Consider the following 12,421-nt stretch of genomic DNA (forward strand, 5'->3'; position numbering starts at 1 on the left):
TCGGGATCGGATCAGTCGGGATCGGGGGCGGGCCGTCGCGGCGGCCACGGGATCAGCGCGCTCGTCGTGCGCATGTAGCCGCGATAAGCGGGGCGGGTCGCGGCGAGATGCGCCTCGAGCACGGGAATGCCGGAAACCTTCAGCAGCAGCCAGGCCATCAGCAGCGGCGGCGCGAGTGTGAGCGCGCCCCAGTGCGGGTCCAGCGCGAGCACGGGATACGCGACCCAGTGAAGGCATTCGAAGAAGTAGTTCGGGTGGCGCGAGTAGCGCCACAGCCCCGCCTGGCATACGGCGCGCGAGCCGCCCGACACGGCGATGAAGCGACGCAGCTGGCGATCGGCCGCGCGCTCGCCGGCCAGCGCGACGAGCCACACGGCGGCCGCGCCCGCGAGGCGCAGGCCGCCGGCGGGCGTGGGCTGGTAGGCCGGGACCAGGAACGCGACCGACAACAGTGCGCAGACCACGGCCTGCAGCAGGAAGAACCCGAGCATGCGGCGCGAGGCGTGAGCGCCCCATGCGATGCGCAACTGTCGGTAGCGGGCGTCTTCGGGCTTGCCGTGCTGGCGTTGCCACAGGTGGGCGGCAAGGCGCGCGCCCCAGAGCCCGCCGGCGACGCCGACGAACGCGCGATTGACGGGCGCGCCCGTGCCGAGCGCCGCGGCGAGCACGGCGGTGACGCCGAGCGAGGCGGCCCAGACCGGATCGATCACGCCGGCGTTCAGGGTTTTCATCTGCCGCAGCCAGACGGCGAGGAAGGCGGCGAGGGTCCCGGCGCTGGCGAGCGCGGCGGTCGCGAGGACAGGCATGGGCGGCTCCGTGAGGCGTTCAGTGACGGATACGGATCAGCGGGCGTACCGGATGCAACGATGAGGGGGTGTTGCCGGGAGCGGGGCGATGGGTTGAGGCGGATGCGGCGAGGTGCGAGGTGCGAGGTGCGAGGTGCGAGGTGCGAGGTGCGAGGTGCGAGAGGCGAGGTGCGAGAGGCGAGGTGCGAGAGGCGAGAGGCGAGAGGCGAGAGGCGAGAGGCGAGAGGCGAGAGGCGAGAGGCGAGAGGCGAGAGGCGAGAGGCGGCGCCGCATGGAGGCGCGGGCAACGAGGCCCACAGCTTGCGGATGCGACGCGCGTAACGAGCCGCATCGCGCCGGATCGGTGCGCGTGACCGGCCCACGAGCGGGGCGTCAGTCAGGCATGCGTCATCGCGCGGGCGCGTCGCCGCGGCTCAGGCGCCCTGCATGGGACCGGTTGCAAGCACGGGGCCGGTCGGCAGGCCGGTCGGCGATCCGCCGGGCGGTTCGAGCGAGACCGCGAGCGTGGCGCGCGCGCTCATGCGCGCGACGACCGCGGGCGGCAATGCGAGCGTCGCGGGGGCGTCGGCGGCGAATACGCCGAGCGGGATGGGCTGGGCGTTCGGCGGAATCAGCCACAGTTCGGTCACGCGCTTCGCCGCGATGCGCGGCGGGACGGCCGGCACGACGACGAGGCTCGCGCGTTGCAGGTCGACCGTGGCGGTCCAGTGCGCGATGCCGTCCTGGCGCGCGATCGTCGCGACCAGATAGCGGTTCGCGACGCCGCCGGCGGCGGGCGGCGCGGCCTCGCGCAGCCAGACGAGGTTGACCGCGAGCAGCGCGAGCGCGGCGACGCTCGCGCCGATCGCGAGCCAGCGCCACAGCCGCAGGTTGTCCAGCCAGCCGCTGCGCGGCGCGGAGCCGGGCGCGGGCGCGAAGCCGAGGTCGTGACGGATGCGCGTCCAGACCCGCGCCGGCGGTTCGATCGGCGCAACCGCCTCGGCGAGCGGCGCGAGGCGTTCATGCCAGTGCGCCAGCGTCGCCTGCAAGGCGGGATCGTCGGGCAACGCGTGTTCCAGCGCGCGGCGCTCGCCGGCGTCCAGCACACCGAGCGCGTATTCGGCGCAACGCAGTTCGCGTTCGGGATCGAGGGGCGTGCTCATCGTTCGAGACAGGTTTTCAACTGGATCAGGCTGCGCCGGATCCAGCTTTTCATGGTGCCGAGCGGAACCCGCACGCGTTCCGCCAGTTCGCTGTAGGTCGCACCCGTGAAGAACGCTTCGCGCACCGCGTCGCGCTGCGGCGCATCCAGCGCGCCCAGGCATTGTTCGAGCCGGCGCCGTTCCTCGCTGGCCTCGGCTTGCGCGGCGGGTGTCGGGCCCGCGTCGGGGAGATCGAGTGCCGTGTCTTCGTCGAGCGCCTCCTCGCGATGCTGCCGCAGCCGGTCGATCGCGCGATGGCGGGCGAGCGTGACGAGCCACGTCATCGCGCTGCCGCGCGCCGGATCGAACTGGTCGGCGCGTCGCCAGGCGGACGTGTACACCTCTTGCAGGATGTCCTCGGCTTCGCCGCGATCGCGCAGCATCCGGACGATCACGCCGAACAGGCCTGCCGAGGTTTGCCGATAGAGTGCCGCGAAGGCCGGCTGGTCGCCCGACGCGACCTGCAGCAGCAGGGCGTTCAGACGGGTGCGCCGCGCGCGGTCCGGATCGGACGCGTCGTGGTCGAGGGGCTCTGCGTGTCCTGCGTCTTCGTTCATGCGTGGCATGAGGCTGACGTCGCCCGGGCGGATGGAGGAGTGCCGGGTCGAATATAGCATCGACGGGCGCAGCGAGGGCGTGGCATTCAGCATGAGGCGGGGCGACTCGTGAGTAAGCGGGCGGCGGCGCGGGCCGGGTGGCGCGCGCCTGTCGACGATTACGTCCCGGCGCGGGGCGCGGATGCGGCCGAGTGCGGTTTTTTCACGGCGCTTACGCCTGGATCGCATGAGCCGCCTCGGTCAAGACAACGGAATCCCGTCTCCAGATGTGAATAAATGTACCTTATTAGTCTTTTTTGACGGGTAATATAAGGTACGTTTGAGAACAATTTGAGCGAGAATGGAAGCCTCCTATTACACCGTCGCACAGACCGCCGCGCATCTCGGCCTGCATCCGAAGACCGTGCTGCGCTTCATCCACGACGGCCGTTTGCCTGCGACGCGCATCGGCAAGTCCTATCGGCTGCTGCGGGACGAAGTCGCGCGGTTTGCCGGCGGCGCGGCCGCCGTCGCGCCGGCCGGGCCGACGCCGAGCGCGCGCGTGACCAGCATTGTCGAGATCGACGCGCTGTCGGCCGCGCAGGCCGAGCGGCTGGCGACGGCCCTGCAGGCGACATTGCTGGGCCGCGACGCCGGCGCGATGCCGATTCGCCTGCAGAGCGCGTACGACCCGTCGCAGTCGCGCCTGAAGTGCGTGCTGATCGCCGCGCCGGCCGATGCGGCCGAGTGGCTGGGGCTCGTGCAGATGTTGACGGATGCGCTGCGTTGATGCCGCGCGACACGATCCAGCGATAAGCCGCGCGCGGCGCAAAAGACCAGAAACCAAAGACCAAAGACCGGCGACGCCGGCCGGAACATCCAGGGGAATTCGATGACGACATCCGATGAAGTGGTGCAGATCGGCAGCGTGCCGGTGCTGATGTGCGCGGAGCGGGGTTCCGCGATCGCGAACGAACGCGATGCGGGCGACCTGATCGCCGCCGCATGGGGATGCGGCGCGGTGTGGGTGGTGATCCCGGCCGCACGGCTCACGCCCGCGTTTTTCCAGCTGCGCACGAGGGTGGCGGGCATGCTGCTGCAGAAGCTCGTCAACTACCGGCTGTGCGTCGCGATCGTCGGGAATCTCACGGGCCGGGTTGCGGAGAGTACGGCATGGCGCGATTTTGTCCTAGAGTCGAATCAGGGTCGCACGGTCTGGTTCGTCGCGGATCACGATGCGCTGCGCGTTCGGCTCTTGGGGACGGCGTCCGGTCATGGGCGCGACGTGTCCGGCATGGCCCGGATCGTCTAGCGCGCAGGTGGCCCACGTGACGCCCGGCTTGTGCAGGTGACGGAAATGATGCTCACAGGCGTGTTGCTGTTCGGATCGGTGCTGGCGTTCGGCGTCGTGGCGGGCTGGCGGCCGGCCGCGGTGCTGAACGTGGTGGCGGGCCGCTCGTCGTTCGTCGGCCGCTACGATCTCGCCTATGGCGACGGGCCGCGTCACGCCCTCGACGTCTATGCGCCCGCGCGCCGGCCCGGCGGCGCACCCGTGCCGCTCGTCGTGTTCTTCTACGGCGGCAGCTGGCAGAGCGGCAGGCGCAGCGACTACAAGTTCGTCGGCGAGGCGCTGGCGTCGCGCGGTTGCGTCGCGGTGATTCCCGACTACCGGCTGTATCCGGACGCGGTGTTCCCGGCGTTCGTCGAGGATGCGGCGGCCGCGGTGCGCTGGGCGCGCGATCATGCGGTGGAGCTGGGCGCGGACCCGTCGAGGCTGTTCCTGATGGGCCATTCCGCGGGCGCGCAGATCGCGGCGATGCTCGCGACCGACGCGCGCTTCCTGGCCGAGCACGAGATCAGCAAGCGCGACATCGCGGGCGTGATCGGCCTGGCCGGGCCTTACGATTTCCTGCCGTTGCGCGACGAGACGCTGATGCGGATCTTTCCCGAACCGGCGCGCGCCGCGAGCCAGCCGATCAATTTCGTCGACGGCGGCGAGCCGCCGATGCTGCTCGCGTCGGGCGCGAACGACACCACGGTCCGGCCCGCCAACACCGACCGCTTCGCCGCGCGCCTGCAGGAGGCGGGCAGCGTGGTGCGGGTCAAGCATTACGCGGGCGTCGGGCATGCGGTGCTGGTCGGGGCGTTCGGCTTGCCGGTGCGCCCGTTCGTGCCGCTGCTCGACGACGTGACGGCGTTCATCGCGAGCGCGGAGCCGCGCAGATAAGCGCGCGCATCAAGCGGTTTTCCCTGGTTTTCCCTTGAAAGGAGGCGGCATGCGCACGGCGCATCGGATCAGGCTGGGCCTTGCGGTCGTGCTGGGCGCGACCTGGGTCGCGGGCCAGGCCGCGGTCGCGGCGGTGGTGCTGCCCTTGTCGATCGTCGACAACCGGCCGTTCGTCGACGTGACGATCGACGGCCAGGGGCCGTTCGCGTTCATCGTCGATACCGGTTCGTCGGAAACCACGGTCAGCGCGGCGACGGCCGCGCGGCTGCGGCTGCCGCGCGTGAGCACGGGAACGGGCACCGGGGCGGGCGAACAGGCGCTGGCGTTTCCGGTCGTGCACGTGCGCGCGCTGCGCGTCGGGACGGTGTCGCTCGGCGCGCTCGATGCGCCCGCGTTCGACGTCGGCGTGCTGAGCCGCGCGATGGGCTTCGCGCGATTCGACGGCGTGCTGGGCGTCGAGCTGTTCCGGGATCGCGTGGTGACGCTCGATACGGGCGCGCGAACCTTGACCGTCGAGGCGCCGGACGCATTTCACCCGCCCGAGGGCGCCGTGCCGGTGCCGTTCCGGCTGGACCAGAACGGCATGCCGCTCGTCGACGCGACGGTGCAGGGCGAGGCGGGCGTGTTCCAGGTCGACACCGGCGACCGCTTCAGCCTGACGCTGTTCGGCGCGTTCTGGCGTGAGCGCGGGCTCGATGCGCGGCTCGGCCCGCTCGTCGAGGCGATGACGGGCTATGGCGGCGGCGGGCCGATCCGCGCGCGCGTGGGACGGGCGGCGGCGTGCTCGATCGGCGACGTGGCGCTGGCGCCGCCCGTGACCCGCCTGTCGTTGCAGAAGGCGGGCGGGTTCGCGCGGACCGATCGCGCGGGTAGCGTCGGCATGGGCGTGCTTGGGCGCTACCGCGTGTCGTTCGACTATCCGCATCAGGTGATGTGGCTCGCGCGGCGCGCGGATTCCGATGCGCCCGAGCACTACGACCGCAGCGGCATGTGGCTCGGGCTCGGGGAGGCGGCCGGGCTGCGCGTGATGGACGTGGTCGCGGGCGGCCCGGCCGCGCAGGCGGGCATTCGCGTGGGCGATCGGGTCGAGCGCGTCGGCGCGCTGCCGGGCGACGCGGCGACGCTGGCCGCGATCCGCGCGCTGCTGCGCACGCCGGACCTGGCCGACGTGCCGGTGGTGATCCGGCGCGCGGATGCGCTCAGGCAGGTGCGGATTGCGCTGCGGGACCTGATCGCGCCGTGAGCGCGTGGCGGACATAGTGGATGTCCCACGCCGATTCGGCCTCCTGCCGGAAACCATGCCGCTGGTAGAAGCGCTGGGACGCGCTGCCGCGCAGCGCGTCGAGCCGCAGGTCGAGCGCCTGCGCGTCGGCTTCCGCGAGCAGCGCGCGCAGCACGGCGGAACCGATTCCCCGGCCCTGCCACGCGGGCGTGATATAGCAGTGATCGAGCTTCAGGCCCGCATCGTCGGGCCGTAGCTGCACGAAGCCCGCGCGCGCGCCGTCGACGATCACCCAGCGGCCGTGCGCCGGCGCGTACGTGGCCAGGAAGCGGTCGCGGGCCCGGTCGGGATCGAAGCGCCCCAGCTGTTCGAGGCTGTCGCGCATCGCGGCGATGCGCAGCGCGACGAGCGCCTCGGCGTCGTCGGCCGCGGCCGGTTCGAAGCGGAACCCGGGCGCGGGGGGCGTCGAAGGCGGGACGTCGTTCATTCAGGTTCCGGTGGCCTGGAGTGCGGCGGCGATCGCGGCGAGCAGCGCCTGCCGCTCGCCGGGCCCATCGAGGCGGAAGCGCTCGAAGTCGTCATGGCGGCGCAGGTCCGCGTAGAGATCGGCCGCCTCCTCGTGAAAATGCAGGAACGGCCGGGATTTCCAGTAGAACACCCCGCGCGATTTCTCGCGCAGGCCGGGCAGCGCGCGCACGTCGGCGAGCAAGGGTTCCAGCCGGTCGAGCGCGGCCGCGCCGGCATGTTTCATGAAAGCTCCCGAAAGGAACGGCGCCGCAATGGTTGCGCGCGCAAGCACTGGCGGGATCGGTGCGCGCGCATCGTCACGCAATGGTAGGACAAAATCCCTGCGCCGTGGGCCGGATCAGCCGCGCGGCAATGCGCGCGCGGCGGGGGTGTCCGATGCGGCGGCGCGTGGTCCGCGCCATGCGTATCCGCCGCCGAACCCCGCCAGCACCGCGCTCGCGGCGGCGGTCCACAGCACCGCATGCATGCCGCGCGTGAAATCGGCCGCGCCGGCGAGCAGCGCGCCGAATACCGCGACGCCGAGCGCCGCGCCCGCCTGGCGCGCGGTGTTGAGCACGGCCGCCGCGATGCCCGCGTGGTGCGCGTCGACCGTTTCCAGCGCGGGCGCGGTGGCGGCGGGCGAGATGAAACCCGACGCGCAGCCGATCGCCAGCAGCGAGGCGACGTCGAGCCACGCGGGCGCGCCCGGCCCGCCGACAAGCAGCCCCAGCGCGCCCGCCGCGTAGCCGCCGAACGCCGCGCACAGCGCGCGCCGAGCGCCGAACCGTGCGGCGAGCCGCCCGGACCACAGGCTGCCGAGCGCGACCATCACCGTCATCGGCAGCAGCGCGAGCCCGGTTGCGAGGGGCGATGCGCCGCGCGCGCGCTGCCAGTCGATGCTGATCGCGAACAGCAGGCCGTAGAACACGAAGGCCGAGGCCATCGAGACCCCCGTCGACCCGTTGAAGACCCGTGCGCGAAACAGCGCGGGCGGCAGCATGGGGTGCGCGCCGCGCGTCTCGATGCGCAGCAGCGCGGCCCATGCGAGGACGCTGGCCGCGCCGCCCGCGATGACGGCAGGCGAGCGCCAGCCGAGCGCGGGCCCTTCGATCAGCACGCCGATCAGCGTGCCCAGCGCGACGATGCCGGTCAGCAGGCCGGCCCGGTCGAGGCGCGCGGCGACGGCGCGGATGCGGTCGTGGGGCAGGCGCCACGCGAGCACGGCGGCGGCGAGGCCGAGCGGCAGGTTGACGAAGAAGATCGCACGCCAGTCGGCGAGCCGGATCAGCACGCCGCCGAGAAGCGGGCCGGCCGCCATCGCGACGCCGCCGCAGCCGACCCACAGGCCGATCGCGCGCGCCCGCGCGCGCGGATCGACGACATGCTGGTTGATCAGCTTCAGCGCGCACGGCACGAGCAGCGCCGCTCCGAGGCCCTGGCCCGCGCGCGCCGCGACGAGCGCGGGCAGGGACGGCGCGAGGCCGCACAGCGCGGAGGCGAGCGTAAACGCGAGGAGCCCGGCGACGTACAGCCGCCGCGCGCCCCAGCGATCGCCGAGCATGCCGCCCGTCAGCAGCAGGCTCGCGAACGCGAGCGTGTACGCGTTCATCACCCACTGGAGCCCGGCGATGTGCGCGCCGAAGGCCGCGCCGATGCGGCCGAGCGCGAGGTTGACGATCGAAGTGTCGAGCAGCACCAGCACGTAGCTGACGCAGACGGCCGGGAGGACGCGGGCCGCAACGCGCGGCGGCGCGCAGGCCGTGGCGACGGCGGGGTTCACGCCGCGTCTCCGCGCCGCATCGCGCTCAGCGCGAGAAAGCCGGTCCAGCCCCAGTAGACGCGATGGTGCGCGATCCGCTCGCCGTCGAGATCCATCACTTCGACGAGGTCGGTCTGATCGCCGTCGGGCGTCGCGCGCGGGTATTCCCAGACAAGGCGGTTGCCGTGCGTGAGGAACACGTCGCTCCGATGCCAGCGGGTCGGCGCGGCGGAGGCGGCCGCGCGCAGGCCGGTCGCGAAGAACGCGCGCAGCGCGTCCTTGCCGCGCAGCACGCCGTCGCGCCGGTCGGGCAGCGCGACCAGGATCAGCGGCGATTCGAGCACGGCGTCGTCGGTGTACAGCGCGAGCAGCGCGTCGAGATCGCGCGCGACCACGGCGGCGTGCCAGGCGTGGTGGATGTGACGCAGGCGGGCGTCGGAGGTGTCGGTCATGATCGGCTCACGAAGGGGAGGGAATGGCCGAAGCGTAGCCGCGCCGCGCGCGCCGATGCTTCGATGCGTATCGAAGCGACGGCCGGGGCGGAGGTGCTATCGTCGACGTATTCCTGGGAGCCCGTGATGCAAGCCAACGCGAATATCGTTTCCTCGGCGTTCCTGATCGCCGATCCCGCGCGCCTCGCGATACTCGTGAGCCTGCTCGACGGCCGCGCGCGGCCGGCCGGGGAGCTGGCGCGCGCGGCCGGCGTCACCGCGCAGACGGCCAGCTCGCATCTCGGCAAGCTGCTCGACGGCGGGCTGCTGAGCGTCGAGACCGAGGGCCGCCATCGCTACTACCGGCTCGCGGACGCGCACGTCGCGTCCGCGCTCGAAAACCTCGCCTCGATCGGCCCGCGCGAACCCGCGCCGGCGCGCTCGACCGCGCCGCATGCGCGGGCGCTGCGCTTCGCGCGCTGCTGCTACGACCATCTGGCGGGGCGGCTCGGCGTGACGGTCACGCAGCGCCTGCAGGCGCGCGGCCTGATCGTCGCCGTCGCGGACAAGCGTTTCGAGATCACGCCCGACGGCCATGCGTGGTTCGCGGCGCTCGGGATGGATACCCGCGCGCTCGCGGCGGGCCGGCGCGGCGTGGCGCGCCAGTGCCTCGATTCGACCGAGCGCCGGCATCATCTCGCGGGGCCGCTCGGCACCGGGCTCCTGGCATGCCTGTGCGAGCAGGGCTGGCTGCGCCGCACGCCGTCGTCGCGTGCGCTCGACCTGACGCCGCGCGGCTGGGCCGGCCTGCACGAATGGCTCGGGATCGATGCGGATGCGCTGACGGAGGCGGAGGCGCCGCCCGACAGCGGGGCCGGCGCGCACGCGCGGCCGTGACGGCGCACGGGGGCGCGCCGCGGCGCGCTGATGCACGCGGCCGGCCCGCCCCTCGGGCGCGGCCGACGCGCGCCCCGGACCTCAGCGCTCGCGCGGCTCGGCCGCCAACGCCCCGAGCACGCTTTCCAGCAACACGCGCGCCTTGTCGCGCCGCCGCCGGGCCAGACGCGCCGCGCCGACCGGCCGCTCGGCCTCGCCGGCGATGAACGCATGGATGTCCGGCAGCGGACGGATCACGCCGCGGCTGCCCCAGTCGCCTTCCGGGACTTCGGTCGGGAACACCCAGACGCGCGACGCCACGTCGCCGAACGCACGGCCTTCCACCCGCGCGACCGCCGCGGTGACGTCCGTGACGAGCCGCCGCCGCGCATCGTCGTCGTACTGGCCTTCCGGCACCGACGCCACGATCCGGTAGCGCGGCTCGGGCGCGGGCGCGCCGCCGACGAAGATCGCGGCGGGCCGGTGCAGATATGCGACCGACACGCTTTGCGCGACCGGATTCGCGGGATCGAAGCCTTCCGCGCGCAGCAGGATGTCGGTGAGGTCTTTCAGCAGCGCGGCTTCGGTGGCGGGCGCGAGCGCGCCCTCGGGAATGCAGACGTCGATCATCGGCATGGCGTTGCTCCTTCGTGGTGGGGAAGTGTGCTTATCGTCATGCTTCACGGCGCGGCGGCGAAGTGGCAGTATCGCCATTCCTCAAGGCAAATCGGACAGCGCGGCGATGATACGGATCTGGGTCTACGACGGCATCCTGGCGTCGGGCGTGGCGGGGACGGTCGACGTGCTGCACGCGGCCAACCAGTTGGGCGCGCGCCGCGCCGAGGCGGACGGCACGCGGTTCCGGGCGTTGCGCTGGCGGGTGGAGTCGCTCGACGGCGCGCCGGTGCGCGCGGCGTCCGGGCAGACGATCGCCGTGGACGGCGCGCTCGATCCGCGCCGGCGCACCGGCGCGATCCTGTTGGCCGCGCCGTTCGTCGACGACATGGAGGCGTTCATCGCACGCCGCGCCGCCTGGTGCGGGCTGCTGCCCGCGCTCAGGCGCCAGCATGGCGCGGGCGCGCTGCTCGCGTCCTATTGCACCGGCAGCTATCTGCTCGCGGAGGCGGGCCTGCTCGACGGCCGGATCGCGACGACCCACTGGGCGAAGGCCGCCGATTTCGCGCGGCGCTATCCGCGGGTCGAACTGCGGGCCAGCGAAGTCCTGACCGAGCAGGACGGCATCCTGTGCAGCGGCGCGGTGACCTCGAGCCTCATGCTCGCGGTGCGGCTGGTGGAGAAATGCACGGACGCGGCGCTCGCGGCGGCGACGGCGAAACTGATGCTGATCGACATGCACCGCATCGAGCAGGCTTCCTATGCGTCGCTGCTCGTCGATCACGGGCACGCGGACCGGCTCGTCGCGCGCGCGCAGCGCCGGATGGAGGCGACGCTGCGGGAGCGCTTCCGCCTGCCGGAGCTGGCGGCCCGGCTCGCCGTCAGCGAGCGGACGCTGAACCGGCGCTTCAAGCAGGCGGTGGGGCAGGCCCCGCTCGCGTATCTCCAGACCCTGCGGGTCGAGGTCGCGAAGCGGCTGCTGGAGGCGGGCGAGGTGGGCTTCGAGACGGTCAGCGAGCGGGTCGGCTATGAAGATCCGGCGACCTTCCGGCAGCTGTTCCGCCGCCTGACCGGATTGTCGCCGCGCGCGTATCAGCAGCGGTTCGGCGGGTGAGGTGCGACCGGGCCGCGGCGGCCTGCCGCGCGGCGGGATCGACCGCGCCGCGCCACGCCCGCCCTCAGCGCGCCCCCTCCCGCGCGGCCGCGAGCCGGTACGCGCTCGGCGTCTGCCCCGCCCATTTGCGAAACGCGCGCGTGAAGTTCGCGGGATCGCTGAAATCCAGCCGCTCGGCGATCGTCTTCAGATCGAGGTCGGACGCGCGCAGCAATTCGCGCGCGTCGCGAAAGCGCGCTTCGTCGAGCAGCGTTCGATAGCTCGACCCCGCGTCGAGCAGGCGTCGCCGCAGCGTGCGGGTCGACAGCAGCAGGCGCTGCGCCAGCCACTCCGGGCCCGGATAGCCGCCCGCGTATCCGGCCAGTTCCGCCCGCACCCGTTCGACCAGATCGCCTTCCTCCTGCCGCACCGCCGCGTATTCGCGCTCGACCTGCACGAGCGCCTGCCGGTGCGCGACCTCGTCGGCCAGCGCGAGCGGCCAGTCGAGCACGGCGCGCGGAATCCACAGCGCATGCGCGTCGCACGAGAAACGCACGCGCGGCAGCCGCTCGCGATAGCGCGCGTAGTAATCGGGCTCGGGCCACGTGAAGCGCAGCTCGACCCCGGGCGCGGCGCGTCCCGCGAGCGTCGCGATGCCATGCGCGAGCCCGGTCAGCACCATCTCGAACATCATGTGGTGCTGGAGCACGGGGCTCGCCTGCACACCCGACAGGACGACCCGCGCGCCCGCGTCGTCCTCGGTGAACTGCAATTGGTACTGGCGGTTGCGCATCCGGAAGTAGCGCGCGTGCACCTGCAGCGCCGTGCGCAGGTCGGGCGCCGTCATCGCCGCGTAGCCGAGGAAGCCGTGCGCCGACAGCTTGAGCCGCAGCCCCAGCTCGAAGCCGAGCCCTTCGTCGCCGCTGAGCCGGAGCGCGTTGAGCACGAGCCGCGCCCATTGCGCCGGCGGCACGCGCGCGTCCGGCTCGGCCAGCACGTCGTCGCGCAGGCCGGTGCCGGCGCGCGCCTGCCGCGCGTCGATGCCGCGCTCCTCGAACACTTGCAGCAGCAGCCGCAGGTAGGCGACGGGAATGGTCGGCCGCCGCAGCCCCAGATTGTCTTTGGCGGATCGTCGTGTCATCGTTTTGGCCGAAAATGACAAGCATTA

General features: G+C 72.7%; 15 protein-coding genes. 6 read left to right on the forward strand and 9 right to left on the reverse strand.

Going from position 1 to position 12,421, the window contains the following annotated elements; translation table 11 throughout:
* Window positions 1–11 precede the first annotated feature (11 nt).
* The 3 genes from AC1RQF_RS15495 to AC1RQF_RS15505 all read right to left on the reverse strand — a co-directional run bounded on the left by AC1RQF_RS15495 (window position 12) and on the right by AC1RQF_RS15505 (window position 2,544).
* Window positions 12–806, reverse strand: a complete 795-nt coding sequence (locus tag AC1RQF_RS15495; protein WP_273996798.1) for a DUF1295 domain-containing protein — start codon at window positions 804–806, stop codon at window positions 12–14.
* 413 nt (window positions 807–1,219) lie between these two features.
* Window positions 1,220–1,948, reverse strand: coding sequence for an anti-sigma factor (locus AC1RQF_RS15500; RefSeq protein WP_492872408.1), 729 nt, complete (start codon window positions 1,946–1,948; stop codon window positions 1,220–1,222).
* The gene (locus tag AC1RQF_RS15505) at window positions 1,945–2,544 is read right to left on the reverse strand and encodes a sigma-70 family RNA polymerase sigma factor (protein ID WP_273996796.1); all 600 of its coding nucleotides are present in this window, start codon (window positions 2,542–2,544) and stop codon (window positions 1,945–1,947) included. Before AC1RQF_RS15505 ends, AC1RQF_RS15500 begins: the two co-directional genes overlap by 4 nt.
* A 340-nt stretch (window positions 2,545–2,884) precedes the next feature.
* Here AC1RQF_RS15505 and AC1RQF_RS15510 point away from each other — a divergent pair, with 340 nt between their 5' ends.
* The 4 genes from AC1RQF_RS15510 to AC1RQF_RS15525 all read left to right on the forward strand — a co-directional run bounded on the left by AC1RQF_RS15510 (window position 2,885) and on the right by AC1RQF_RS15525 (window position 5,993).
* Complete coding sequence (locus tag AC1RQF_RS15510) at window positions 2,885–3,313, forward strand: helix-turn-helix domain-containing protein (protein WP_492872409.1); 429 nt, start codon at window positions 2,885–2,887, stop codon at window positions 3,311–3,313.
* Window positions 3,314–3,415: 102 nt separating this feature from the next.
* Window positions 3,416–3,835: a DUF4180 domain-containing protein gene (locus AC1RQF_RS15515; protein WP_492872410.1), complete on the forward strand. Its 420-nt coding sequence runs from the start codon at window positions 3,416–3,418 to the stop codon at window positions 3,833–3,835.
* Between the two features lie 45 nt (window positions 3,836–3,880).
* Entirely contained in the window at window positions 3,881–4,750 is an 870-nt protein-coding gene (locus AC1RQF_RS15520; protein WP_443111457.1) for an alpha/beta hydrolase, read from the forward strand.
* A gap of 49 nt (window positions 4,751–4,799) precedes the next feature.
* Window positions 4,800–5,993 (forward strand): retropepsin-like aspartic protease, encoded by a 1,194-nt coding sequence (locus AC1RQF_RS15525; RefSeq protein WP_492872411.1) that lies wholly within the window; start codon window positions 4,800–4,802, stop codon window positions 5,991–5,993.
* On the opposite strand, the gene AC1RQF_RS15530 is transcribed toward AC1RQF_RS15525, so the two are convergent.
* From AC1RQF_RS15530 to AC1RQF_RS15545, 4 genes are all read right to left on the reverse strand, one after another.
* Window positions 5,950–6,459 (reverse strand): GNAT family N-acetyltransferase, encoded by a 510-nt coding sequence (locus tag AC1RQF_RS15530; protein WP_492872412.1) that lies wholly within the window; start codon window positions 6,457–6,459, stop codon window positions 5,950–5,952. The genes AC1RQF_RS15525 and AC1RQF_RS15530 overlap by 44 nt on opposite strands.
* Window positions 6,460–6,723 carry a hypothetical protein gene (locus AC1RQF_RS15535; RefSeq protein WP_492872413.1) on the reverse strand — a complete coding sequence of 88 codons (264 nt, stop codon included), beginning with the start codon at window positions 6,721–6,723 and terminating at the stop codon, window positions 6,460–6,462.
* 114 nt (window positions 6,724–6,837) lie between these two features.
* Window positions 6,838–8,259: an MFS transporter gene (locus AC1RQF_RS15540; protein WP_492872414.1), complete on the reverse strand. Its 1,422-nt coding sequence runs from the start codon at window positions 8,257–8,259 to the stop codon at window positions 6,838–6,840.
* Window positions 8,256–8,690 (reverse strand): nuclear transport factor 2 family protein, encoded by a 435-nt coding sequence (locus AC1RQF_RS15545; RefSeq protein ID WP_273996789.1) that lies wholly within the window; start codon window positions 8,688–8,690, stop codon window positions 8,256–8,258. Before AC1RQF_RS15545 ends, AC1RQF_RS15540 begins: the two co-directional genes overlap by 4 nt.
* 126 nt (window positions 8,691–8,816) lie before the next feature.
* On the opposite strand from AC1RQF_RS15545, the gene AC1RQF_RS15550 reads away from it, so the two are divergent.
* Window positions 8,817–9,566 carry an ArsR/SmtB family transcription factor gene (locus AC1RQF_RS15550; protein ID WP_273996788.1) on the forward strand — a complete coding sequence of 250 codons (750 nt, stop codon included), beginning with the start codon at window positions 8,817–8,819 and terminating at the stop codon, window positions 9,564–9,566.
* An 81-nt stretch (window positions 9,567–9,647) separates the two neighbouring features.
* Here AC1RQF_RS15550 and AC1RQF_RS15555 read toward each other — a convergent pair whose 3' ends face one another.
* Window positions 9,648–10,181, reverse strand: a complete 534-nt coding sequence (locus tag AC1RQF_RS15555; RefSeq protein WP_492872415.1) for a tautomerase family protein — start codon at window positions 10,179–10,181, stop codon at window positions 9,648–9,650.
* Between the two features lie 106 nt (window positions 10,182–10,287).
* Between AC1RQF_RS15555 and AC1RQF_RS15560 the strand changes: the two genes are divergently transcribed.
* Window positions 10,288–11,274, forward strand: coding sequence for a GlxA family transcriptional regulator (locus AC1RQF_RS15560; RefSeq protein ID WP_492872416.1), 987 nt, complete (start codon window positions 10,288–10,290; stop codon window positions 11,272–11,274).
* 64 nt (window positions 11,275–11,338) lie between these two features.
* On the opposite strand, the gene AC1RQF_RS15565 is transcribed toward AC1RQF_RS15560, so the two are convergent.
* Entirely contained in the window at window positions 11,339–12,394 is a 1,056-nt protein-coding gene (locus AC1RQF_RS15565) for an AraC family transcriptional regulator (RefSeq protein ID WP_492872417.1), read from the reverse strand.
* Window positions 12,395–12,421: the final 27 nt, after the last annotated feature.

It is taken from the genome of Burkholderia sp. GW821-FHT14F03 (assembly GCF_058803765.1).

Excerpts from the sequence above, each read along its gene's own strand:
- AC1RQF_RS15535 (WP_492872413.1), bottom strand. The coding sequence starts at position 6,723 with ATGAAACATGCCGGCGCGGCCGCGCTCGACCGGCTGGAACCCTTGCTC.
- AC1RQF_RS15495 (WP_273996798.1), bottom strand. The coding sequence starts at position 806 with ATGCCTGTCCTCGCGACCGCCGCGCTCGCCAGCGCCGGGACCCTCGCC.
- AC1RQF_RS15500 (WP_492872408.1), bottom strand. The coding sequence starts at position 1,948 with ATGAGCACGCCCCTCGATCCCGAACGCGAACTGCGTTGCGCCGAATAC.
- AC1RQF_RS15560 (WP_492872416.1), top strand. The coding sequence starts at position 10,288 with ATGATACGGATCTGGGTCTACGACGGCATCCTGGCGTCGGGCGTGGCG.
- AC1RQF_RS15530 (WP_492872412.1), bottom strand. The coding sequence starts at position 6,459 with ATGAACGACGTCCCGCCTTCGACGCCCCCCGCGCCCGGGTTCCGCTTC.
- AC1RQF_RS15550 (WP_273996788.1), top strand. The coding sequence starts at position 8,817 with ATGCAAGCCAACGCGAATATCGTTTCCTCGGCGTTCCTGATCGCCGAT.
- AC1RQF_RS15545 (WP_273996789.1), bottom strand. The coding sequence starts at position 8,690 with ATGACCGACACCTCCGACGCCCGCCTGCGTCACATCCACCACGCCTGG.
- AC1RQF_RS15505 (WP_273996796.1), bottom strand. The coding sequence starts at position 2,544 with ATGAACGAAGACGCAGGACACGCAGAGCCCCTCGACCACGACGCGTCC.
- AC1RQF_RS15510 (WP_492872409.1), top strand. The coding sequence starts at position 2,885 with ATGGAAGCCTCCTATTACACCGTCGCACAGACCGCCGCGCATCTCGGC.
- AC1RQF_RS15515 (WP_492872410.1), top strand. The coding sequence starts at position 3,416 with ATGACGACATCCGATGAAGTGGTGCAGATCGGCAGCGTGCCGGTGCTG.
- AC1RQF_RS15555 (WP_492872415.1), bottom strand. The coding sequence starts at position 10,181 with ATGCCGATGATCGACGTCTGCATTCCCGAGGGCGCGCTCGCGCCCGCC.
- AC1RQF_RS15565 (WP_492872417.1), bottom strand. The coding sequence starts at position 12,394 with ATGACACGACGATCCGCCAAAGACAATCTGGGGCTGCGGCGGCCGACC.
- AC1RQF_RS15520 (WP_443111457.1), top strand. The coding sequence starts at position 3,881 with ATGATGCTCACAGGCGTGTTGCTGTTCGGATCGGTGCTGGCGTTCGGC.
- AC1RQF_RS15525 (WP_492872411.1), top strand. The coding sequence starts at position 4,800 with ATGCGCACGGCGCATCGGATCAGGCTGGGCCTTGCGGTCGTGCTGGGC.